Below are 24,256 nucleotides of genomic sequence, written 5' to 3'. Positions count from 1 at the left end.
AGTGTACCACACTTGTAAAATAGATTCATAGGGAGGGCAGTCACCAGAGCTCACTCATCACCGATCATTTGCAGCTCAATTTGCTTCATTTCATAAAAATATCCCTTTTGCTCCATTAGCTGTGCGTATGTGCCTGCCTCGATCACGCTGCCGTGCTCCAACACGACAATCAGGTCCATCTCCTCCAGCCCAGTAAGTCGATGACATATGATGAGCAATGTATCGTCTGCTGCTTCTGTCAATAGCTGTTGAAATACATGCTGTTCGGTAATATAATCTAGCGAGGAGGTCGGTTCATCGAGAAGCCATAGCCGACGACCTTTTCTCAGCATTGCTCGCGCCAGTGCCAAGCGCTGCTTTTCTCCATCCGACAAATTCTCTCCTTTTTCATAGACCTCATCATCCAAAGCTTTGTGCGACAGCAGCACCTTCTCCAAGGCAGTCATCAGCTCCTCGTCTGAACGCTGTTCTCCATCCAGAAGCAAATTATCACGGATCGTTCCTCTAAAGAAATGGCCGCGCTGCAACACAACATTCGCTGCATGCCAAATACTTGCTTCATCCAGCTCTGTAATCGGAGCACCGTTTAATCGGATCTCGCCGCCTGTCGACGCACGCAGCTTGAGCAGCAGTTCAAAAATCGTTGTTTTCCCAGAGCCGCTCGGTCCGACAATCGCTGCTTTGCAGCCTGGCGGAATGCTCAGTGAAATATTTTTTAAGACCGGACGGTCTTTATGTTCATAGTGAAATGAAAGCTCACACAGCTCAATTGAAGCAGCTTGCTCGGCAGATAGCGCTTTGCCTGGCGGTTGCGCTTTGCCTGGCGATTGCGCTTTGTCTCGCGGTTGTACTTTGCCTCGCGGTCGCGCTTTGCCTGGCGGCCGCGTGCTATCCTCATGAACCGTTTCTGCCAGCCGCTTGGCGGCGTACTCGCTATCCTGCTTATAAGCAGGCAAATTAGCTAGTGGCGCCGCTTCTTCAAACAATGTTTGCGAAGCAAGCAGCAGCATAGCAATAAAAACACCTTCGAGCGAACCAGTTATAGTTAAATAAGCGCCAAGTGCAAGCACGCCCCAGGAAATGAGATACGTTACAAATGTGTGCAGCGATTGCCCGCGCAGCAGACCTCGCGCTGCTGCATGCTGCTCGGCGACTAATGCGTCGGAGCTAATATGCAGCTGCTCCTCGCGCTCCTTTAATCGACCGTATACCTTTAAATCAACAAAACCATACAGCAGCTCAGTCACTTCAATAGACACGGCGGCACGCTGCTCAAGCAGCTTGCCATGAACCCTTCTCTGTCCAAGCAGCACAAGCCCCGGAACAACAAAGGCTGTCGCAAGCATCCCCGCTATTAATAAACAAGCAACCCAGACCGAATAAGCCGATACGAATAACACCGTCGCCAAAAATACCATCACAACAATCATCGGCGGGTAGGCTACTCGCAAAAAATAATGCTGCAAGCTCTCGACATCCCCTACGATGCGCGCAAGCAGCTCACCGCTTCGTTTTTTGCCCAAAAGATTGGGCATTAACGGAACAAGCCTGGCAAAAAAAGAGGCCCGCAAACGACCGAGCATCGAAAATGTAGCTCGATGAGAATACAAGCGTTCACCGTATCGGCTGGCCGCTCGCAGAAGACCTAGTATTTTCACTAACGATGTAAGCACAATTAATGTATATAGTGGCGGCGCAAACACCGTTTGGGAGATCAAATAGCCGCTTGCAGCAAAAAGAACGACCCCTGCTATGCCGGCAATAAACCCGCATATAATCGAAAGCGCAATATCTTTGCGCTCCTGGATAAGCGCTTTAGTTAATAGAGCCAGCTCCTTCATGATCGGCTCCCTCCTTTACGCTGTACATTCACCATCGCAGCATATTGTGGCAGACGTACAAGCAGCTCGTCGTGACTGCCACGATCAAGCAGCTTTCCGTCGTCTATAAATAAAATGCAATCTGCATGTCGGATTGTATATAAGCGATGTGCCACCGTAATCATCGTTGCCTTCGCTGAAAGCTCGGCAATAGAACGCTGCAAAATGCGTTCGGTATGCAAATCCAGTCCAACAGTAGGCTCATCAAACAAAATAACGGCGGGCTTCTTCAGAAAGGCACGCGCCAGTGCAAGCCTCTGCTTCTCTCCGCCGGACAGGCCAATGCCTCCTTCGCCTACAACGGTGTCGTAGCCCTGCTCCAATCCCGCTGCAACAGCAGCAAGCCCGGCAGCCTCTGCAGCCTGGACAATTTCAGCTCTTGAAGCATTCCGACCCAAGCCAATTGCAATATTATCTGCCAATGTGCTGGCAAAAATATATGGATGCTGAGTAATATAGCTAATTTGCTTAAACCAAGCAGCCTCCTGATGCTGTGCAAGCGGCAGCCCATCAATTAGCACTTGGCCTGTCGTCGGCTGCAGCAGCCCGGCAACAAGATGCAGCAATGTTGTTTTCCCTGCCCCGCTTTTTCCAACGATCGCGATATGCTCTCCTGCACGAATCTTGAAGCTGCCGGCGCTAAGCTCGAAGGAACCGGGCGCATAGTGAAAGCGTACCTCCCTCATTTCAATGACTGGCGGCCTGCGATTCGGTTCCACAGTGACGTCCACAGTGGGCGAAAGCGCAACGGTCGCCGGCTTTTCGACATGCTCCAGTGTCATTGCTGCAGGCTCCTTGCCTGCATCCTCAAGAAGCTGCTCAATTTTACGGACGGCCCCCATACTGGTGCGACCGCTATGAAAAGCTGTGCCGCTGTTTTTCAACAGGCTGTAAAACTCAGGCACTAGCAGCAGGATCAGAAACGCAGTCTGGAAGGAAAGCGACTTGAATATGAGCAGCTGCAGCGCCAGCTCAAGCGCAACAATCCCTATACTTAGCATAACGATCGTTTCCAGCATAAAGGTATTCGTAAACGCGATTCGCAAAATCCCCATTGTCGCATCCCGAAATTTATAGCTGCTGTGCTCAATTTCCTGCTGCTGCTGACTCGCCCTGCCAAACAGCTTCAATGTAACCAGCCCTTGAACAGACTCAAGAAATGTGCTGGAGAATTCGGCCAGCTGAGCAAACTTCTCCTCAGACTTACGCTTCGTTTTCATACCAACAAGCACCATAAAGATCGGAATAAAGGGTGCTGTAGCAAGCATAATGAAGCCAGAATGCGGATGGAGGACAAATACGACAGTCAAAATAATGACCGGAATAACAGCAGCTTCTATCATGCGCGGCATATACTGGCTGAAATAACTGTCGGCTTCATCTACAGCATCCAGTGTCATGCTGACCTTGCCACCTGTTTGCCCGCGAAGCGCTGCCGGCAAAGAAGCGTGGATCAGCTTTTGCAGCACTGCAGTACGCAGCTCTGTTTTAGCGCTAGCAGCCATTTGCAGACCGATCCGTCCATTTCCATGCAATAGTAGTACCCGTACTGCAATTACGATTAGCAGTATCGCAAGTATGGCAGCGATGCTAGATATCGGCGCTTTCTGGACAAATATCCGTTCAACCGCTTCGGCCGTCAATACGGCCTGACCTGCAATAGCTGCTCCAAGCATTAGCGACAGGCCGCTTATCATGTAAAGACGCTTCCGTTGCAAGGACATAAGCTGAGACATTAAGCTTTTGCTTTTGTTTTTACTTTGCCCCATTCAAACCACCTCCTTAGCCCAAATTGTTGCAATATTCTTACAATATGAGCGAGTAGTCTTGCGGCATGCGGTACTTAGCTCATGCGGCCTTTTATTTTTTACCTTTAACATAATCGACATTAAACAGAAAAAGCTTGAACACTAAAATGATAGAAGGAATTAACAGGCATAGACCGCCGATAAAGGCAGCTACCAGTGCCACTCCCATTGACTCGTGCGTAGCTCCGCTTTGAATTGAAATGTATGGGTCCAAAATATATGGATAATGACCTATGCCATAAGCGAAAAACGCACAGAAAAATTGCAGCATGACACTTATAAAAGCCAGGCCGTAACGACGTCCTTTGTAGAGCAGCCACATCGCTAACATAAAGAAGCTGACAGAAAGCGCCAACAGCCACCATAAATCCATCATATTTTGATAATGCCGCTCATTATGTTGACTTAGATATATAAAAGCGGTTAAAGCTGCAATAATGGTCGGCGTGCTCCAAAAAAGGGCGAATTTCCGCATCAGCCTAAGCGCTGGCGCATCCTCTGCTCTTGAAGCGTAGAAGGCTAAAAAGGTTCCACTTATAAACAGCACCGAGACAATGGCCAAAATAACGATCATCCATGACAGCGGACTAGTAAACAGCGCCATATAATCTAGATTAACGGATTCGCCATTGGCGATAATGAAGCCACCTTCTGAAAGAGTTAACGCCACCGACAGCGAAGCCGGAATAAGCAAGCCAGATGCCCCGTATAAAAACAGATAGACGATGTTATCCTTGGAGCCATAATTTTCGAAGGCGTAAAAGGAACCGCGAATGGCCAGCAAAATAATCGCGATGCTTCCAGGAACGAGCAGCGCAGAGCCGTAATAATAAGCCGTGTCAGGGAAAAACCCGACAATCCCGACAAAGAAGAAAACTAAAAACACATTAGTAATTTCCCATACTGGCGATAAATATCGGGAAATTAACCGATTGATCAGATGGTCCTGCTTCGTCAGTCGAGCATAAAAGGCAAAAAATCCGGATCCAAAATCAATAGAGGCTACAATTAAATAACCATATAAAAAAAGCCAGAGCACTGAAATCCCGATCAACTCATAACTGATCATACTGATTCACCCATTTCTATTGCATGTAGCCGCTTCTCTTTCATAAGCTTTTCCAGCTCTTCATCTGCCGGCTTATTGCGGAACAAGCGACGCAGTATAATGGCGCACATCATCCCCAGCACTACATACAGCAGCAGAAAAACGAAGAAGAGAATGCGCACACTCGGAGAGGAGGTAGCTGCTTCCTCTACCCGCATATATCCGCGAACAATCCATGGCTGACGCCCTATTTCCGCATATAGCCAGCCCATTTCCACACCAAGAAACGCAAGTGGTGCAGTAAGAGCGATTGCCCGCAGCATCCATTTGTTCAGCTCATTGCGCTTTTTCCAGAACAAGAATAGAAAATATAGCAGTGCAACGCCCAAAATCACAAAACCAATTCCCGCCATGAAATCAAACAAATAGTGAACAAGCAGCGGCGGACGCTCATCTAGCGGAAACTCCTCCAGTCCCGTTACTTCAGCATTAAAGTCGCCGAAGGCAAGGAAGCTGAGTGCCTTCGGAATTTGAATCGCTCCTACAATTTGCTGCTCCGCGTTTAGCCAGCCCAAAAAGATTAGATCGGCGCCGCTTTCCGTCTCAAAATGCCATTCTGCCGCGGCCAGCTTCTCAGGCTGATGCTCCGCGAGAAACTTGGCTGAGACATCTCCGGCTAGCGTATTTAGCAAGCCGAATAAGAGTACAACCACCATCATCAGCTTTAATGCTTTCGTATAATACGCCGAGACTCCCTTTCGCAGCATCGTGAAGGCCGCGATCCCCGCCAGCAAAGCAGCACCTGTTAAATAAGCCGAAGACAGCACATGAAACACCTTCGAGGCTGTCGCTGCATTAAACATTGCCTGCAGTGGGTTGACTGCTGTAAAGTGGCCATTTTCAAACGTAAATCCTTCCGGCTGGTTCATAAACCCATTTACTGTCGTAATAAAAAAAGCCGACATGCTTGCTCCAGCGACAATTGGAATCGTAAGCAGCCAATGAATATACGGATTGCGGAAGCGATCCCAGGTATACATATAAATTCCTAAAAATATAGCTTCGAAAAAGAATGCAAACACCTCCATAAATAACGGAAGTGCAATCACATTCCCTGCCAATTGCATAAAATTCGGCCACACAAGCGAAAGCTGCAATGCTATAGCCGTCCCCGTCACTACGCCAACTGCGACCGAAATTACAAAGCCTCTCGTCCATCTTTTGGCCATCAATGTGTAATGAGGATCCTTCTTGCGGATTCCGATGAATTCAGCAATCGCAATCATTAGCGGAACGCCAACGCCAACCGTGGCAAATATGGCATGGAATGCTAACGTAAGCCCCGTCAGCCATTTGCTCCACAGCACCGTATCTACAGCCATCCTGATCTATCTCCTTTCACCCCTGAATCGTTCATCTATCGGGATAAGCCATATACAGCTCCTCCTCGATAACAGCTATTATAGCTAAGCATTGTCTCAAAATAATCACGAAACGCTCTCGTTCAAAAAAGTAACGAATCTTTCTGACAACTCGGTGAAAGTCACAAAAACGACTCGATCGAGTTATTGCCTCGTTGGCGATCATATGATATTTATTTTATTTGAATAAGAACATATGTTTGGTATAATAAGAAGGGATTAAATCCAAATGATTGTGGCGTGTGCAAAAGGAGGACAAAGGGATGCAGCAAACCCGTTATGAACGAATACAAAGCAAAACGACATTAAATCGCGTTAAAGAGGAGGCGATGCCTTTCGAGTGGTCGATCAACCCGTATCGGGGGTGCGGGCACGGGTGCAGCTTCTGTTATGCCCGGGCGTTCCAGGCGTTTCAGGGCAAAAATGCGGATGACGAGTTCCAGTTCCACATCTCCGTCAAGGAAAATGCGGCCGAGGCGCTAGAGCGACAGCTGGCTGCCCTGGCAAGAAGATTCGCTTTCGACATCGACGCGGTCAGTCGGCACGTCGGCCAGGTTGCGATCGGCACTGCTACCGATCCTTATCAACCGGTGGAAGCCAAGGAGCAGTTGACCCGGGAATGTCTCAAGCTGCTGGCCAAGTACCGGATTCGCACCAACGTGACCACCCGCTCGCCGCTCATTATGAGGGATCTTGACATCCTCGCCCAAATGAGCGAGGTTTCAGTTAATATCAGCGTCAACACGCTGGATGCGGAGCTTATCCGCAAGCTGGAGCCAGCTTCGCCGCATCCGGTCAAACGGCTGGAGACCGTCCGGTACTTGACGGAGCACGGAATTCACGCCGGCATTTTTGCCGCGCCGATCCTGCCGTTCCTGACTGACTCCCCAGAGGAGCTGGAAGCGCTGCTGCAAGCCGCACAAGCAAGCGGTGCCCAGTTCGCGATGATCTCGCTGCTGCGCCTCTCGCCCGACGTAAAGGCCTGGTTTCTGCGAACGCTGCAGCAGCATGAGCCGCAGCTGGTGCAGCGCTACCGCGCGCTGTATGCCGGAGGCGCCTACGCGGACAACAGCTACCGCGAGTCCTTCAAAGCATTGGCATCCGAACTGCTCGCCAAGTACCGCTTGTCCGGCACGGAGTACGAGAAGAAGCAAGAGTTGCCAAGTGCGTCGTGCTTCACCCCCGGGGCCGGAAGCCGGGACGCGCGAACCCGGGTGGTTCCCCGGCCGACGCACCCGGTCACCGCGCAGGAAATTACGCCGGCACTGGAGCAGCTGTCTTTTCCGTTCTAATTCCACGATTACAGCGCTTCGGGGTCATGCATGGGCTTATTTTCGCTTCCAATAGTAGATCGCCAGCTGCGTGCGATCGCGCAGCTCCAGCTTATCCAATATAATCGACAGCATATTGCGTACCGTTCCATCGCTTAAATAAAGCTTCTCGCTAATTTCCTTGTTCGACAGCCCTTGAGCGACGCATTCGACAATATCCTGCTCTCGCTCCGTCAAGCCGTCCAGCGTGTTATGCTCTGGCTCGATGATCGCTTTAAATACATTGCGATCCAATACAGCGGTGCCTGATACAAGCGCCCTAAGCTGATTAGCCATCGTTTCAATGGCAGCCGACTTTAGCAGATAACCATCCGCACCCGCCTTTAAGGCGGAACGTATATGCTCCTCATCATTAAAGGTGGTTAGCATCATAATTCGTAAGGCGGGATACAGCTTTTTCAGTTCTGCCGTACATGCGATGCCGTTCATGAGCGGCATTTGAATATCCATCAGCACAGCATCCGGCAGCTCTTGCTTGCAAAGCTCCAACGCTTCCCGGCCGCTGCTTGCTATGCCAATAACTTCAATATCCGCTTCCTTGCCCAGTAAAATTTGCAGGCTGCGGCAAACAAGCGAATCATCATCTACAATTAACAGCTTCATTCTGCTTCTCCCCCTTGCTTTCCTACAGGGAGCACGCACACGATATGATAACCGTCCTCGCGGTTGACCGATATGCTTCCTGCGAGAGCCCGCGCTCGTGCTCTCAGGCCTCTCAGACCGGTTCCGGCTGGCTCTCCTTTGTTAAGCGAGCCATTGTCCTTAATCGACAGGCGCAAGAAGGAATCCGTAGCCTGCAGATCGACAACGACCTCTGTCGCATCGCTATGTCTGGCGATATTCGTCAGCGCTTCCTTCAAGCACGCTTCAAGCAGCTCCCAGCTATACGCATCGAGCTGCCCCAAATTGCCTGATTTTTGAAAGCGAACCGGACATTGATGAAAGCTTGACGCGATCTGCTCCAGGCTTTCGACACCAAGCCAGGCTGTAGGCGTGACGTTATGGACCGTTTCTCTTAGGCTCGCAGTGCTCCGCTCCAGCCGCAGCTTCACCTCTTGCAGCAGCTTCTCGGCTTCCTCTCCGTCCTCCATATAGTCATACGCCTGCAGCGCCAGCGCTGCACCTGTCAAATCATGCCCCAAATGATCATGGAGCTGACGTGAGATGCGGTATCTTTCCATCAGCTTCGCCTTTTGCGCAACGGAGCGATTAGCCTCAAGCAGCTGCTTGTTCAGACTTTCCAGCTCGCTTCTTGCCTGCCGCTGCTCATCAGCTTCCCGTTTGATTGCCTGCTGCATATGGAGCATTAGCGAGGCAAAGCTGCCGAACATTACAGCCTGCACATTGTTCCAGAACATCAAGCTGGTAACAGGAGCTATAGCAAAACAAGCGAAGCAAACGAGCGACAATAGCCATTTTCCTTTTAGCGCGAGCTCGAAAATCGGCAAAGCCAAGCCATAGTAGCTAATTAATGTGATAGGGAAATAGGAAAGGCAAATGACAATATCAGCAAGCACTGTCCATATCGGCAAACGAAAACGCCAGCGCAGCGCTGTCATAATAAATAAAAGGAAAATGAACACAAAAGAAGCCGTCCCCTGCTCGCCCATCATCCACAAATGGACAAGCAAGGCCAGCTGCAGAAACCGCCAGCCCGTAACTAATTTCATCGGATCGAGCTTCAATGCCATTCATTCCCCTCCTGTCGGTTAATATAGCTTCTTAAAGCTGCCAATCGTAACAAACAAAATCGTATAAAGCCACAGCACACCTTGAACGATCCAATAGTCTGCCATTCTCTCGCCATAAACAAGCCAATCAAGCCCGCGCTCAAGCCAATAGGTCGGCATTAAAACAGCCAGCCGCTTTAGCAGATCCGGAAACATTTCAAGCGGAATAATGAGTCCGCCAAGGATCGACATGAAAAAAATGAGCGACATATAGACAAGAAAGGCGGTGTCCTTGCTGCGAAAAATAGAGACCCAGGCTAAAGCTATCGCCAAAGCAACAAAGCTGTAGCTCACATAGAGCAGCAGCAGCAAGTGGGGCTGCGCCAGCTCCCTGCCAATCGCAACCCCGCCATAAACTACAATAACACATTGCAGCACCATAATGACGGCATACGCCAGCAAATGGCCGCTTAAATAATGCAAATAGCTGATTGGCGCGATAGCCAGCCGCTTGACGACGCCATTGACGCGATCCTCGATAATGAGCGTAGCAAGGCGAATGCCAACAAACAGCATTACAATACCAAAATATTGATAGCCGTAAGGCAGAGGCGGCCAAGGCTCTCCCTGCGGCAAAAATATGCAAATTACAGGAAAAAGAGTGAGGAACAACAGATTCGTCTTGTTGCCGAAGCTTCTAATTAGAGTATAGCGGAAAATAGTCATCCCCATTTTCTCCTTCCCGTTAGCAGCATAACAACAAATAATACGGCGATGGCCAGGAGCAGGATGCAGGCATACTGCAAAGCTTCAGACGAATTGCCGCGATTCATTTCTTTAACAGACATAATCGATAAGGCCAGTGGATTGCCATATGAGCCCATAAACTGAAAGAAAGGCGTTTGCGGCATCGGAAAAAACAATCCTGCCAGCACGACAAAGCCAATTCCATATATCTCGCTCAGCCTTTCCGCCAGTTTGAAGCTTTTTACCGAGAAGGTTAAAATAAGGCAGACCAAGCTGGAGAGAATTGCCATTAGGCAAATGATAACCAGCATCCAAAGCTCATTTCCTAGCATAACTCCAAGAACAAAATGGGAAAAAACCATCAAGCAAACGCCCAGTATAATCGAAAATAGCGTGCCGCAGGCAACGATAGAAGCTGCGTACATCGGCAAATGAAACGGCAGCAGCTGCATCCGTTCTTTATGCTTTGTGAACAAATCGTAATGAATAAAGGTCATAACGATAGATCCGCCAAAAAGCTGAAACACCAGCACCTGTGAAATGGCTGTTTCATACAAATACGACTCACCAGATTCGTTAACCGCATCGGAAAGAATAAAATAAAAAAACGTTAAAAGCAGCATTGGCACAACAAGCAGCAGTAGTAAAAAAATGTAGCTTTTAAGCATTCTGAGCAAGGTGAAGGGTAGCGTAGAAATTACTCTCATTCCCGCTCCCCCCTGTCTCTTAGCTGTTTTCCTGTCAGCGTGAAAAATACATCCTCCAAATTCGGCTTATCTGCTTGAATGCCAACAACCCCGGTTCTCTCCTTGACGATCGTCAAAATACGATCAAGATTGCCTGAGCCCGCTGCTGATATGACAGAAATTTGATTGCCTGCCACAGCTACCTGCTTAACGCCTGCAATTGCTTCGAGTTGGTTAACCGGCACGAGATACGGCTCCGTAACATCGATTCTTACCTTTTCCTCGGACTGAATCGTCTCAATAAGCTGCTCGACCGTGCCTTCCTTGATCATTTGTCCTTGATCCATAATGATCACTCTACTAGCAATTGCCTGCACCTCCTCCATATAATGAGAGGTATATAGAATCGTTGTGCCGTTGTCTCTTAGCTTCTTGACCGCCTCTAAAATATGATTTCGCGATTGCGGGTCAATTCCTACTGTAGGCTCATCCATAATAAGCAATTTGGGCCGATGGGTAAGCGCACAAGCGATGTTGAGCCTGCGCTTCATCCCTCCAGAAAACTTGGCTGGATTTTTATCCCCCTTGTCCCCCAAGCCGACAAAATCGAGTGCTTCCTTTACCCGCTCCTGCTTTTCCTTGCCCTTCAAACCATACACGCCTGCGAAAAATAGCAGGTTTTGCTTGGCGGTCAGCTCATCAAAAATGGTAATATCCTGCGTAACCAAGCCAAGCCGTTCCTTGTTCTGCCTGGAAAAAGGCTGCTTGGCTTGCCCGAATAGAGACACCGTGCCATGATCAACTGGGGTCAATCCCGTTAATGCATGAATGAGCGTCGTCTTGCCGGCGCCATTTGGACCAAGCAAACCGATAATTTCTCCTTCATAAATATCGAAGTCAATGCAATCCAAAGCAACATAAGAGCCATATCTCTTAACAACGCCACGCATAGAAGCAATCGTCATATGTCTATCAACCTCCCGTAATCTATAAGGGTTCAAACTTCCTTTTTCAAGTATGGCAAGATCGAGAGACACTATATAGTTACATATGTCATTAAATATGGTTCTGCTCGTCACATATGAGCAGACACAGAGAGTAACAGGAGTAAGAAGCAATGAAGAGACATTTATGTGGAAGTAAGAAGGGGATGTTGCGGAGCAAAGCATTCCTCCATTTACGCTTCGGAATTGCTTTGCTCCTTTGTTCCTTTGCTCTGGCTTTTGTTCCAGGGGCTTTTCTGGAAAGCCCTGCTTCATTGCTAATTATCAGCTAACCAGTCAAGCCGACTACAGCTTGCTTTTCTCACCGCAAAGCTCGACGATGACCTGCGCGTAAATTTGCGCGGCCTTCAGCATATCGTCAATAATAATAAACTCGTCATTGCTGTGCATCCGCGTATCGATGCCTGGCATCGTCGGGCCGAAGGCAACACCACCTTCAATTTCATGCACATAGGTTCCGCCGCCAATCGCAATGCATTCGCCCTTTTCCCCTGTGTATTGCTCATAAACGTTAAGCAGCGTCTGCACGAACAAGGAATCTGCTGGAGTAAGATGAGGCGGTTCATAGCCGCCGCGCACCAGCTTCAGGCCATATTGCGCAAGCTTTGGCTCAAGTACATCAAACGTGTTCGCTTCGGTAGCACAGAGCGGCACCCTGCTATCAAACTGCCCTTCCAGTTGTCCGCTGCTGCTGTAGGATAAAATCGAAAAATTCATCGTCAGCTTGCCTGACTCCTTATCCTCCATTGCCAGTCCTGCAGCTGCCCCATAATAATCATCATGTGGAAAGATTTCCGCGATGCCGCGCAGCTTGCGATGTCCTTCAGAGTCGTGCAAGGGCAGAGCCGCAATGAGTGCAAGCAGTCCTGTCAAAGCATTGATCGCTGTTTCCGGTGTCGAAGCATGACCGCCAATGCCAATTGCTTTAATGTGCACCTTTTTTTCTCCCAAATCGCGCAGCTCGAAATTAACCCCAGTTTTAGTCGTCACCTTGCTTGCAATTTCACTAATATCAGGCAGCTCCAAGCCTTCTACCTCTGCTGTTGCTTCTGGTGGGACTACATTGACTTTGTAGCCGCCCTGCAGCTCATTTACACGCGGCAGCCCGGTTTCGCAAGCAAAGCTCGCGGAAAACGAGGTGCGAATCGCTCCCTTTTCGATATTAATAACCGGAAATTCAGCATCAGGTGTAAACACATAAGGCGGCGCTGCTTCCTTGGACAAATAATAGTCGAGATCGGCCATGCCTGATTCCTCATCCGTGCCTACAATCAGCTTTGTATTGTATTTCAGTGGGAAGCCAAGCTCCTTTACAGCAGCCAACGCATACATCGCTGCAATAACAGGCCCTTTATCATCGCTAGTGCCGCGACCATACATTTTGCCATCAATCACAACAGCCTTATAAGGGTCTGTGCTCCAATTTTGTCCTTCGCCAACAACGTCAACATGTCCGAGTATGCCAAGCTTCGACTCGAAATCATTGATGCTAATCGTACCAACGTAGTTTTCCAAATTGTTCGTCAGCAAGCCCAGCTCTTCGGCGATTGCCAGCGTTTCCTGTAATGCTGCTGCTGGCCCTTCGCCAAAAGGCATCCCCTCGCGTGCTTCTCCTTTGACGCTGCGAATTTCCACAAGTCGTTGAATGTGGGCAATAAACTGCTCCTTATGCGCCGCAAAATATTGCTCAATTAGCTGTTTTTCCTTCATAATCAACCCTCATTTATGTAATCTTTCTTTTATCGTACCATATTTGCAGGAAATTGATGCGCAGTAAATGGTAAATGATGTATATTAGTACTAACGATCCTGATATATTTACGGAATTTATAAGAAAGCTAAAGGAGGACGGCGCTAACTATGGAGCAATGGCAAACGATATTGCGCGTTAAAGGCGCAGCAGGCAACATCTCCTTGCTGGCACGCCAACGCGGCGAAGGAAACTGGGAATTTTACCGTTCCCATGACTTAAGCGAACCGCAGCAAGAGCCAATCATCGTACACAGCTTTCCCGAGGCGTTATCTCTTCTAGGGCAATCATGGAAATATTTATCTCCCGAATACATCCATCCTGAATTTAAGCAGCAGGTGTGGAGGCAGCTTTCAGGGCAGGGGGGGTTGTTCAACAGATCAAACTGGCGCAAAGCCTGCCTTTAGAGGTAGTTTAAAAGTACGGCTTTGATGACGATGGTTCGCGTTGTAGCTTTTTCGACGGCGAATCTTGAACGCTAGCGAAAACTCCGGTGCTCACGTAGCTTGTGCCTACGCTGCGCTCCTCGTTTTCTACTAGCGTCCAAGCTTCTTGGTCCTGAAAGCCCTGCTTTTAAACCTCGATTTGATGGGGTAGTTTAAAAGCTGGACTTTGATGACGATGCATCGCTTCGTAGCTTTTTCGACGGCGAATCTTGAACGCTAGCGAAAACTCCGGTTCTCACGTAGCTTGTGCCTACGCTGCGCTCCTCGTTTTCTACTAGCGTCCAACCTTCTTGGTCCTGAAAGCCCTGCTTTTAAACCCTTATTGGAAGGGGAGTTTAAAAGCTGGACTTTGATGACGATGCATCGCTTCGTAGCTTTTTCGACGGCGAATATGGCACGCTAGCGAAAACTGCGGTGCTCACGTAGCTTGTGCCTACGCTGTGCTCCTCGCTTTCTAGTAGCGTCCAAGCTTCTTGGTCCTGAAAGCCCTGCTTTTAAACCTCGATTGGAAGGGGAGTTTGAAATAATGAATCTGTAGAACGTTATTGAGCAGATTAGGTATTAGAGGAAATCTAACGAATATTCATAACGTTAAGTTCGGAATACAGCCGCATTTGCAGTGGAAATTGTCCAATAAGCTTCTATAGATTCGTTAGAATTGAGAATGACCGCATTTGTTATAAATAGCGTTATACAAATTCTTTAGCAGTGTTCCCCCAACTAAAAACGGGTTCAGGTTAACTTGGAGTCTCTGCTCCAAGCTTTCACCTGCACCCGTTTGTTTTGGTATAATGGCTAATTCATTCAAGCTTGGCTATGCAAGTTTGACGCTTTGCTTACTGACCAGCCACATTAAGCGATTTCTTTGCTTGATGGGCTCCAGATCAAAAAACTCATGATCACGCCATAGCTGGCAGAGCACCTGCTTTGTAATCTCAGTCGCCAATAGTTCGTGGTGATGCAGCAGCATCGCCATTTGGTAAATGATCAGCTCATATTGTGCAAGCTGTTCCTTGCACCTTGTACTTGCCATCTGCAATCTCCCCCTTCCTACTGCTACAGCGTCCAAGCTACAAGTTATCTTGCTTAATTGCTTCAACGATGCTGCCTTTTTTTACCTTGGAGCCGGAATAGATCATCGACAGCCCCACGATCATAAATAAAGCGACTATCATAATTACGATGCTAAACCACGGCACCTCGAATCGATATGTTGTTGTGTTTTGCACGGAATTATATATCAGCAGCATAATCCCAAAGCTGAGCGGCAATCCATACAGTAATGCCTTCAAGCCATACAGCAGGCTCTCATAGTTAATCATCCGATAAAAGCCTTTTTCGGTCATGCCGATTGAACGCAGCATGGCAAACTCACGCTTGCGCAAGGCTATGCTGGTCGAAATTGTGTTAAGAATGTTGGCGATTGAAATCAGCGTAATCAGTGAAATAAACCCGTAGGAGAAGACCGAAACAATAAAGAGCGTCGCGTCATCAACTTGCTTACTTTTGTGCTTGTTGCTAATATAAAAACTTTCTAATTGTTCGATTTCGCGAAGATCTTCCTCCAGCTTGTTAGGATCATCACTGGTCAAATAAACGCCACTCTCGTATTTATTCATGTTGTCGTGCTGCTTAAGCTTGGACATTGCTGACTCGCTAACGATTAGTGCTACTCCCTCAGGACCGCTTTTACCGCCATGAACCATGCCAATCGGTGCAGACTTCGTACTGCCAACCAGTTCAATGCTCCCCATGTCTATCTTTTGCTCTTTAACGCTTTCTTCGCCTGCCTCATTCGTCTCTTGTATATACTCCAACGCTCGCAATTGCAGCTCTATATCGCTTGTTTTTAACAATGCTGCTTCATACACAAAACGCTTATCTACTGGATTGTAAAACTTGCTTATGTTATAAACGATCGCTTGCGGTCGATCCGCATCCAGCAGTCTATCCGCATTAATTCCTGCCTTATCCGCCAATTCCAGCAGCTTGTCATCCTCCAGCTGATAGAAGAATACAGGCATGCCAACCGTCTCATTATGCGGATCCTCCCCAAACTTTGCCTTCAACACCTGCTCCGGCAGCAGCTCGACTGGCAGTTGAACATTGGTATACATAATGTCCATTTGATTGTATTCCTTCACGCCTTCTAATGAAGCAATCATGTCAACATTAGGTTCTTCCGCATCATAGTAAGAAACCTTCAGATCATAGTTGATCCCTTCACTTGTGCTGAACACCGTCGTTTTCAGTGCAGTTGTCAAATAAGAAACGGTTAAAAACAGCATAATACTTACAACAAGGGAAAACACAGTAATCTGATATCTGCGCTTATTGCGCTTAATATTTTTCATCGCAATATCCGCTTCCATGCCAAACAGCTTGCGAATAAGCCTGGATGTCTTAAGCTGCTTGCGCGTCAGCTTCACATCCTGCGATTGGCGAATCGCATCAATCGCTGAAACCTTTGATGCCCGTTTGGCTGGCCACCATGTAGACAGGAAAATCGTGATTAAGCTTACGGCTACTGCCAGCAGCGCTGCCCCAAGATTCATCTTCAGCTCAAGCCCTACCGAAACGCTTAGCACGTCCTTTATTGTGGAATTGATCGCGGCAAACGTAATGCCCAGTCCAGCCAAGGCAGCCAATATGCCGAGCGGAATGCTTATAATGCTAATCACTAATCCTTCGAACAAAACCGAATTTCGCTTTTGGCGACGTGTCGCACCTACACTCGCCAGCATTCCAAGATAACGCGAGCGGTCCGCAACTGAAATGCCAAATGCATTATAAATAAGCGAAACTGAGCCGATTATAATAACACCCATTACAATCGCCATCAAGGAATACATTGTGATTATAAATCCGCCATTCATGCTTACAAACTGGTAGCGGAGCAAATCGCCGTTCGTAGTATAAGGCTTCGAATCTAATTCTTTAGCCAGTCTCTCAGATTCTTGAAAAATCCCTTTATCCGGCTTGGCAGAATATAAGCTGGCAGTGACCAACTGATCGTCGGTTAAATTGGCCTCATTCAAATAGGTTAAGAAGCTATAGCCCGGAGAGCTGACATATTCCCAGTCCAAACGCTCAATGATGCCGACAATTGTATAGCTGGCTTGCCCTTTAGGCACGAATTGCTCAAGCAGCTTATCCTCTTCCACCATCAGCCCAATTCCCTGATCCAGAAATATTTGCTCGCCTTCCTCATTGACCTGGACACGCTGTCCCAGCGTCATCGTCATGGTGCTGCCTATAACGAGCCCATCCTGGCTGTAGCGCTTCACATAGTGCTCGGGCACAACGATTTCATGCTCATTGGTCGGCAGCCTTCCATCGAGCAGCTTAAGCGGCAGCTTGTCGAAGGCCGCAGTATTATATTCCCTTACATGAATAAATTTCTTAGTGCTGCTACCTTCAGTTACACCTTGCTCAGTCAGCAAGGCGTAACCTGCTTCGTGCTCCAGTAACAATTCATCAGCATATTTGCTTTCTTTCAGCACATCCAGCTTGGATGCTGGTGTGTTATAAAATTTCATATGCCAATTGCCGATACTGGCAATCGATTCCCGCTTGAACAAATCGAGAAAGGAGACTCCTAAAATCGCAACAGACGTAATCATCGCCACCGAAATAATAACGCCCGCTATTGTAACCATCGTACGACGCTTGTTCAGCAGCATGTGACGCAGCGTTAGCTTGTTGACAATATTCACGGTCTGATCACCTCAACCTTTTCAAGCCTGCCGTCCTCGATCGTAATAATCCGGTCGGCCTGCAGCGCAATCCGCTCATCATGAGTAATGACAATTAGCGTTTGGTTGAAGCGCTTGTTGAACATGACGAGCATGTCCATAATTTCCTTGCTGTTTTGACTGTCCAGATTGCCTGTCGGCTCATCGGCCAAAATAATTGCAGGATGATTAATAAGCGCACGTCCGATCGAGACACGCTGCTGCTGCCCGCCTGAAAGCTGGTTCGGCAAATGCTTCAGTCGATGCTCCAAATTCAATGTCTCGACAAGCGTGCGAAATTCCTCCTTATTAACCTTATGGCCATCTAGCAGCAGCGGCAGCGTTATGTTTTCCTCAACTGTCAAGACAGGAATCAAGTTGTAAAACTGATAGATCAAACCGATTTGGCGACGGCGGAATACCGCAAGCTGGGTTTCCCCTAGCGCATACATATCAGTTTGGTCAACATAAACCTTGCCGGTGCTTGGCTTATCTACACCTCCCAGCAAATGCAGCAAGGTAGACTTGCCAGAGCCAGACGGCCCGATAATTGCGACAAATTCGCCTTTTTTCACTGTAAATGAAATATCCTTCAGCGCGTGAACTTGATTTTCACCTTTTCCATAAACTTTGGACAGGTTTTCCACCTTCAATATATCCATCAAAATTCCTCCATGTATATGTTCTAAAGGTAGTATATCGATGGCATATGACGTCCACGTGACTGTAAAGTGACTAAATCGTCACTTGGCATACCATTTCAGCGAAAAAAGCGCTCCGCCAGCGATGCCGTTGCTGACTTCAATTTTTCCGTTTTGCGCCTGCATAATGCTGTATGACATCGCCAGCCCTATGCCAACGCTCGCCTCACTGGCATGACTGCCGCGGTAAAAACGCTTGAACAGATGCGGCAAATCCTCTTTGGCAATGCCTGGCCCGCTGTCTGCAATCGTCAGCTCTTTGTATAAAGAGTTTTGCGACATCGTCAGCTTAATTTGCCCGCCTGCAGGCGTATGCTCGACGGCATTTTTCACGATATTGAGAATGGCCTCTACCGTCCACTTTTTATCGACATTCAGATACAGCTGCTCGTCCCCTGCAAGCTGGACGCTCAGTTCCTTTAGCTCGATTGGAATTTCCAGCGGCTGCAGCGCCTGCTGAACGATATCCCGCATTCTGACAGGCTCCGGCTGAAACAGTACCGTTCCCGCTTCCAGCTTCGAAATTTTCAGCAGCGCCGTTATAAGCCATTCCATTCGCTCGAGCTGTTGCTGCAAATGAGCGAGAAATTGCCCTTGCTTCTCTGGCGGAAGATCCCGCTGCTTTAATAAATCCAGCATGACCCCCATTGACGTCAGCGGCGTTTTCAGCTGATGAGAAATGTCGGACAATGCCTCGCTCATCCGCTCCTTGTCGCGCAGCAAATACTCGCTTTGCTCCGAGAGCCGCATCGTTACTTTAAATATTTCATTTTTTAATATGCTCAGCTCGCCTTCGCGATTGTCGCGTATATCCAAGGCATAGCCGCCTGCGGCAATTTTCCTTAAATACTGCGATAAGCGCATCAGCTCGCGATATCTCCAGCTGGTAAAGCCGTAAAAATTTATGCAGGTAAGCACAATTGCAGCGAGTACAAGCCAAAATGCCTCCCAGCCAAGCCATAGCAGTGCCGCACCAAGTGCTGCTGCCATAATAAGCAGCTGCAAAGCCAAATATAAACGAAATTCATTATTGCGCAGCATGTCTATTCCCCCATCCTGTAGCCTAAGCCTCTCACCGTTACAATAAGCTCTGGCTGGGCAGGGTCATCCTCAAGCTTTTCACGCAAACGTTTAATATATACGGTTAATGTATTGTCGTTGACAAAGTCGCCAGCCACATCCCAAATCCGCTCCAGCAGTTGATTGCGTGACAGCACTTGACCGGGATGATTGGCGAAAATAAGCAGCAAGCGATATTCAAGTGCAGTCAAGGCGACCTCCTGCCGCCCCTTGAATACCTTGGCCTCGATCGTATGAATTTGCACATCACCGATTGAAATAATTGATTTATTAGGCGCTGCCAGCTGATAACGGCGCAGCACCGATTTCATCCGCGACAACAGCTCTCTAACGCGGAAAGGCTTTGTTATATAATCATCGGCTCCCATATCAAGCCCCATCACAATGTTTACCTCTTCATCTATTGCAGATAGAAAAATAACGGGCGCTTCATGCAACGACTTGACCAGCCTGCACAATTGATAACCAGAGCCATCAGGCAAATTAAGATCAAAAATATATATGCTGAATTGCTCATGGCGTTCCTTAATGATCGCCTCTGCCTCTTTCACTGTATGAGAGATGACAACCTCATATTGCTCCTGCTGCAATGAATACTCCAAGCCTGCTGCAATCGTTCGATCATCCTCGACAATGAGTACCTTCATCCTATTACTGCTCCTTTGAAAGTTTACGAATCGCGACCGTTAGACATAGTATACTATATATTGACAGTATTAACCAAGGTTTCCACATGATTGACCAGTCAGTAATGTTGAGCGCAACGTCGCTCATCCCTTGCATCATCCAATATTGCGGAATGACAAGAGCTATTTTTTGCATCATATCCGGTACTATATCCAATGGCCAATATACGCCGCCCAGCATACAGGTGCTAACGACAATAATCGAACTTAGCGCTTCTGCTTGCTTTTTCGACTTAATTAGCGTAACCAGCATCATGCTGAAGGCAACAACCATAAATATCATCAATGAGACGAATGGCACGAGATACAGCCCCCATGTCGAGCCATAGACAATATAAATAAACAACAGCATCACCGCAAATTGCAGCCAGCCGAGCACCCAGAACGAGCCGATATAGCCCCAAATAATTTGTGAAAAGGTAGCTGCAGTGGTGCGCAGCCGCTGCCATGTGAAATCCTTGCGCTCGTTGTAGATGACCGCTGCGGTTCCACTTAGCGTGAACATCAGGAACATAATCGTGAAGCCAATCGCTCTTGTCGATTGCGATGCTTTGCGCGCCTGATCTTCTCCTTTCAGCAAATAAGCCTGGTAGCTTTGCTGCTGAAGCTCAATCAGCGGTGTAGCGTTAATACTGTGCGGCACCTGCACAAGTCCGGCTTCTCCAGTGTCGCGAACGACTTCATGCTGCATAAGAACCATATTGATAATCCCTCTTACAAACTGGGACAGCACGATATAATCCTCTGTCGGCTCATTCATAATGACTCGATAAGGCGCTTCTCCAGCCTGAATCCGCTCATAAGGCTGCGGCTCTACAACGATTGCCGCTACAACCTTGCGTTCAGCAACAAGCGTGCGAGCTTCCTCCTCCGATTGATACTCCCACGTAAAAGAAGGATTTTTTGCGATCAGGCCGCTCAGTTCCCCGCACAGCTCGCAATTTTCTGCAACGATTACTGCTTTTGGAGGTTCACCGCCGCCATCAAGGGCAAAGCTGCCGAAAATGAGGCTGAATACAATCGGCATGACAAACAGCAAAATGATATTAGATGGCTCCTTCAGCATTTGCCTTAAACGAAACAAAATAATATGCAACACACTATACACGGCGCTCACCTCCCTGCTTCATCAAGCGCAGCCATGCCAGCAGCATGAGCACGATTCCAACAGCAGTGGCAATCGCTGCTTCCTGCCAAATATCCGCAGCTGCTCCGCCAGACATAAGCTCCAGAAACATTTGGAGTGCAAGCGCATTAGGGACAACCTTCGCTGCTACATGCATCCATTCAGGAAACAGATAGATAGGCACAAAGCTGCCTCCTATCGCAGCAAGTATTTGCGTACCGATCATACCTACATTCGTAAATACCGATTCCTTCTGAATAAAGGAGCCGACAAATACACCCAGCCCTGATGTGCTCATCGTAAAGCTCAGCATCGTAAGCATCAGGCCAAGTGTGGAATTTCCCCAGTTTACACCAAATAGTAAAGCTGTGCCAGCTACAATAACGAGCAGCTGCAAATTGCTGATGAGAAACAGCCCGATAAATTTGCCGAGCATGTACTGCCATGGCTGCAGCATCGTCGTAAGCTGACGGTCATATACGGGCTCATTTTTCTCCTCAATCATGGAGCCGATCAAGATGACAACGGTCATTAGCAGAAACATGACGGCCATTGCAACCGCGTAATATTGAAAGGAGCTAACCGTCTCAGAGCTTCCTCTCACATTTTCAATATGCAATGGCACGGTCTGCTCCGCTTGCTGTTGCAGCTCAGATGCTGCTGGCAGATCAGATGGTGGCTGCCCTCCTGGCGCTCTCGTTCCTGCATCTGCTGCTGGCAGACTAGGTGCTGACTGCCCTCCTGGCGCTCTCGCTCCTGCATCTGATGCTGGCTGCTCAGGTGTCATCATTCCCGCTTCTGGCGGCTGCTGCGCATAATGCTCTGTAAGCAATGCGATGGAAGCTTCAATGCCAGCGTTCGTCATGCTGTACTGCAGCAGCGCACTATTTAAAATGAGCTCAGGATACGTTGAGGTTCCCGCAGTTATCAAGGTGACAGCAGCCTGCTCACCGCTATTGATTGAAGCTTCAAAGCCGGCAGGAATAATAAGCGCCTGCTCGACAGTTGCTTGAGCTAATGCAAGCTCCATCTCGGCAAGCGACATCAATTGCAAATCTATATAATCATTCAAGTATTGGTCAAGCAGCTCATTTGTAATCCTCGTACTATACGTCGACTGGTCAAGATCAACAACAGCAAGCTCGAAGCTTGCCACTTTAACATCGCTCGTAGTGTCACTTTCGGAGAACAAATTGCTGAATGCCATGCCGAGTATGCCAATTAGAATCAATGGCATGGCGATCATCGTCAGCAACGCCTGCTTATCCCGCAGCAGTAGAATTAAATCCTTGAAAAATATCCATATGCTTCGCATCGTTTCCCTCCTAATCGCGAAGGGAACGGCCTGTCAAATGCAGGAACACCGTTTCCAAGTTCGGCTTCTGTATATCAATTTTGCTGATTGTAATATGCTCGGCTTCCAGCAGCGGCAGGATGCGGACAAGCACTGTCTGTGGCTCATTGCTTAACGTCGTAATGACGCTCTCTTTAATCGTAAAGCTTCTGCCCTCGCAAAGCGTGACAAGCTTGGCCAATAGGTCCTGTTCATCTTCCACAGCCTCTTCCAAATGGATATGTATCGTCGTTGCATTGCCAACCAGCTGCTGCAGCTGCTCAATGCTTCCTTCTGCAAGCAGCTTGCCGTGATCAATAATGCCGATTCGCGTGCAGAGATACTCCACCTCTTCCATGTAGTGGCTAGTATAAATAATGGTCATGCCTTGTTCATTAAGCTGCTTAACAGTTTGCAAAATATGGTTTCGCGACTGCGGATCAATACCGACAGTAGGCTCATCCATAATCAGCAGTTGTGGCTCATGCAAGATCGCTGCGCCGATATTGACGCGGCGCTTCATGCCGCCCGAATAAGCACCCACCTTGTCATTCGCCCGATCCTCAAGTCCAATAATTTGCAGCACTTCCGCAACACGTTGCTTCAGCTGCTGCCCTTTCAAGCCATACATTCTTCCCCAAAACATTAAATTTTCCCGTGCAGTCATTTTCAAATATAGCGCAATTTCTTGCGGCACAATCCCAATATAACGCTGTGCTTGCTTGGGAGCTTGCAGCATATTGACCTCACCGATCATAATACTGCCACTTTGCGGCTTAATAAGACCACTAATCATGCCTATCGTCGTCGACTTGCCCGCTCCGTTGGGACCTAGCAAACCATAAGCCTCCCCGGCTTTTATATGCAGGTGCAATTGATCAACGATGCTCTTTCCGTCATAACTCTTACTAAGCTGCTCTACCTTTAACAAACCTACCACCCTCTCCCAAATCTAATCTCATTATAGGTAACGACTCCCAGCAGGACAATAAAGTTTTTGTTAAGCCGCTTTATTCCAAGCACAAAGGGCAACATAACGAACATAATCAGCGCTCCGGAGCAATGCATCCTCAAGTCGCTTTTTAAATCGTAATGCGCTTATTTTAATTTTTATGGTTGCATTAACGATGTTAAAGGCGACACACTCCCGTTTTTCAGCGCTCCGGAGCAATGCATCCTCAAGTCGCTTTTTAAATCGCAATGCTCTTATTTAATTTTAAAGGTAGCATTACGATGTTAAAGGCGACACACTCCCGTTTTTCGGATGCTTTGCTCCTCCGCTGTAGTTTTTTTAGGGCAAGATCAAGAAGCTTGGACGCTAGTAGAAAACAAGGAGAACAGCGTAGGCAGAAAACTACGTGAACATCGCAGTTTTCGCTAGCGTCCAAGATTCGCCGTCGACTACGCTACAGAGAAGCTACATCGTCATCAAAGTCCAGATTTTTAAACAACCTCTTCAAATTGAGGTTCAAAAATTAGGATTTCAAGACCAAGAAGATGGCACGATACTAGAAAGCGAGGAGCGCAGCGTAGGCAAAAGCTACGTGAGTACCGCAGTTTTCGCTAGCGATCAAGATTCGCCGTCGACTACGCTACAACGAAACACATCGTCATCAAAGTCCGGATTTTTAAACATCCCCTTCAAATCGAGGTTTAAAAATCTGGGCATTCAGGTCCAAGAAGATGGCACGATACTAGAAGGCGAGGAGCGCAGCGTAGGCACAAGCTACGTGAGCACCGCAGCCTTCGGTAGCGTGTCATATTCGACGTCGAATATGCTACAACGCGAAACATCGTCATCAAAG

21 protein-coding genes are annotated in these 24,256 nt (G+C 48.1%); 3 read left to right on the top strand and 18 right to left on the bottom strand.

Translation table 11 applies throughout. The features are described from left to right. Nucleotides 1-50: 50 nt before the first annotated feature. The 4 genes from cydC to KJS52_RS20990 all read right to left on the bottom strand — a co-directional run bounded on the left by cydC (nt 51) and on the right by KJS52_RS20990 (nt 6,118). Nucleotides 51-1,841 carry a thiol reductant ABC exporter subunit CydC gene (gene cydC / locus KJS52_RS21005; RefSeq protein WP_213519215.1) on the bottom strand — a complete coding sequence of 597 codons (1,791 nt, stop codon included), beginning with the start codon at nt 1,839-1,841 and terminating at the stop codon, nt 51-53. Then, nucleotides 1,838-3,649 (bottom strand): thiol reductant ABC exporter subunit CydD, encoded by a 1,812-nt coding sequence (cydD, locus tag KJS52_RS21000; RefSeq protein ID WP_213519213.1) that lies wholly within the window; start codon nt 3,647-3,649, stop codon nt 1,838-1,840. Before cydD ends, cydC begins: the two co-directional genes overlap by 4 nt. Before the next feature lie 91 nt (nt 3,650-3,740). Next, a complete protein-coding gene (locus tag KJS52_RS20995) occupies nt 3,741-4,757 on the bottom strand; it encodes a cytochrome d ubiquinol oxidase subunit II (RefSeq protein WP_213519211.1) in 1,017 nt (338 codons plus the stop codon). Then, entirely contained in the window at nt 4,754-6,118 is a 1,365-nt protein-coding gene (locus KJS52_RS20990) for a cytochrome ubiquinol oxidase subunit I (RefSeq protein ID WP_213519209.1), read from the bottom strand. The genes KJS52_RS20995 and KJS52_RS20990 overlap by 4 nt, the downstream gene beginning before the upstream one ends. 302 nt (nt 6,119-6,420) lie before the next feature. On the opposite strand from KJS52_RS20990, the gene KJS52_RS20985 reads away from it, so the two are divergent. Beyond that, nucleotides 6,421-7,449, top strand: coding sequence for an SPL family radical SAM protein (locus KJS52_RS20985; RefSeq protein WP_213519207.1), 1,029 nt, complete (start codon nt 6,421-6,423; stop codon nt 7,447-7,449). Between the two features lie 36 nt (nt 7,450-7,485). On the opposite strand, the gene KJS52_RS20980 is transcribed toward KJS52_RS20985, so the two are convergent. From KJS52_RS20980 to KJS52_RS20960, 5 genes are read right to left on the bottom strand one after another with little or no spacing between them, the layout of a single operon-like run. Then, nucleotides 7,486-8,091: a response regulator transcription factor gene (locus KJS52_RS20980; protein ID WP_213519205.1), complete on the bottom strand. Its 606-nt coding sequence runs from the start codon at nt 8,089-8,091 to the stop codon at nt 7,486-7,488. Continuing rightward, nucleotides 8,088-9,179: a sensor histidine kinase gene (locus KJS52_RS20975; RefSeq protein WP_213519203.1), complete on the bottom strand. Its 1,092-nt coding sequence runs from the start codon at nt 9,177-9,179 to the stop codon at nt 8,088-8,090. Before KJS52_RS20975 ends, KJS52_RS20980 begins: the two co-directional genes overlap by 4 nt. Before the next feature lie 18 nt (nt 9,180-9,197). Further along, on the bottom strand, nt 9,198-9,884 hold the full coding sequence (locus KJS52_RS20970) for an ABC transporter permease (RefSeq protein ID WP_213519201.1): 687 nt from the start codon (nt 9,882-9,884) through the stop codon (nt 9,198-9,200). Beyond that, the gene (locus KJS52_RS20965) at nt 9,881-10,612 is read right to left on the bottom strand and encodes an ABC transporter permease (protein WP_213519199.1); all 732 of its coding nucleotides are present in this window, start codon (nt 10,610-10,612) and stop codon (nt 9,881-9,883) included. Before KJS52_RS20965 ends, KJS52_RS20970 begins: the two co-directional genes overlap by 4 nt. Continuing rightward, nucleotides 10,609-11,556 (bottom strand): ABC transporter ATP-binding protein, encoded by a 948-nt coding sequence (locus KJS52_RS20960; protein WP_213519197.1) that lies wholly within the window; start codon nt 11,554-11,556, stop codon nt 10,609-10,611. Before KJS52_RS20960 ends, KJS52_RS20965 begins: the two co-directional genes overlap by 4 nt. 152 nt (nt 11,557-11,708) lie before the next feature. Between KJS52_RS20960 and KJS52_RS20955 the strand changes: the two genes are divergently transcribed. Next, on the top strand, nt 11,709-11,867 hold the full coding sequence (locus tag KJS52_RS20955) for a hypothetical protein (protein WP_213519195.1): 159 nt from the start codon (nt 11,709-11,711) through the stop codon (nt 11,865-11,867). 13 nt (nt 11,868-11,880) lie between these two features. Here KJS52_RS20955 and KJS52_RS20950 read toward each other — a convergent pair whose 3' ends face one another. Beyond that, nucleotides 11,881-13,305 (bottom strand): Sapep family Mn(2+)-dependent dipeptidase, encoded by a 1,425-nt coding sequence (locus KJS52_RS20950; protein WP_213519193.1) that lies wholly within the window; start codon nt 13,303-13,305, stop codon nt 11,881-11,883. A gap of 150 nt (nt 13,306-13,455) precedes the next feature. On the opposite strand from KJS52_RS20950, the gene KJS52_RS20945 reads away from it, so the two are divergent. Further along, on the top strand, nt 13,456-13,752 hold the full coding sequence (locus KJS52_RS20945) for a hypothetical protein (RefSeq protein ID WP_213519191.1): 297 nt from the start codon (nt 13,456-13,458) through the stop codon (nt 13,750-13,752). A gap of 853 nt (nt 13,753-14,605) precedes the next feature. Here the strand turns inward: KJS52_RS20945 and KJS52_RS20940 are convergent. The 8 genes from KJS52_RS20940 to KJS52_RS20905 form a co-directional block, all read right to left on the bottom strand. After that, nucleotides 14,606-14,824: a hypothetical protein gene (locus KJS52_RS20940; RefSeq protein ID WP_213519189.1), complete on the bottom strand. Its 219-nt coding sequence runs from the start codon at nt 14,822-14,824 to the stop codon at nt 14,606-14,608. A gap of 37 nt (nt 14,825-14,861) precedes the next feature. After that, a complete protein-coding gene (locus KJS52_RS20935) occupies nt 14,862-17,507 on the bottom strand; it encodes an ABC transporter permease (protein ID WP_213519188.1) in 2,646 nt (881 codons plus the stop codon). Continuing rightward, nucleotides 17,504-18,187 carry an ABC transporter ATP-binding protein gene (locus KJS52_RS20930; protein ID WP_213519186.1) on the bottom strand — a complete coding sequence of 228 codons (684 nt, stop codon included), beginning with the start codon at nt 18,185-18,187 and terminating at the stop codon, nt 17,504-17,506. Before KJS52_RS20930 ends, KJS52_RS20935 begins: the two co-directional genes overlap by 4 nt. Nucleotides 18,188-18,268: 81 nt before the next feature. Further along, a complete protein-coding gene (locus tag KJS52_RS20925) occupies nt 18,269-19,267 on the bottom strand; it encodes a sensor histidine kinase (protein ID WP_213519184.1) in 999 nt (332 codons plus the stop codon). Between the two features lie 2 nt (nt 19,268-19,269). Continuing rightward, on the bottom strand, nt 19,270-19,953 hold the full coding sequence (locus KJS52_RS20920; RefSeq protein ID WP_213519176.1) for a response regulator transcription factor: 684 nt from the start codon (nt 19,951-19,953) through the stop codon (nt 19,270-19,272). 4 nt (nt 19,954-19,957) lie between these two features. Next, nucleotides 19,958-21,100, bottom strand: a complete 1,143-nt coding sequence (locus tag KJS52_RS20915) for an ABC transporter permease (protein ID WP_213519174.1) — start codon at nt 21,098-21,100, stop codon at nt 19,958-19,960. Beyond that, nucleotides 21,093-22,433, bottom strand: coding sequence for an ABC transporter permease (locus KJS52_RS20910; protein WP_213519172.1), 1,341 nt, complete (start codon nt 22,431-22,433; stop codon nt 21,093-21,095). The genes KJS52_RS20915 and KJS52_RS20910 overlap by 8 nt, the downstream gene beginning before the upstream one ends. Nucleotides 22,434-22,443: 10 nt before the next feature. Further along, on the bottom strand, nt 22,444-23,382 hold the full coding sequence (locus KJS52_RS20905) for an ABC transporter ATP-binding protein (protein ID WP_213519170.1): 939 nt from the start codon (nt 23,380-23,382) through the stop codon (nt 22,444-22,446). Between the last annotated feature and the right edge of the window lie 874 nt (nt 23,383-24,256).

Source organism: Paenibacillus montaniterrae (assembly GCF_018403185.1).
GTDB classification, from domain to species: domain Bacteria; phylum Bacillota; class Bacilli; order Paenibacillales; family Paenibacillaceae; genus Pristimantibacillus; species Pristimantibacillus montaniterrae.
This window is presented reverse-complemented; position numbering and strand designations above follow the sequence as displayed.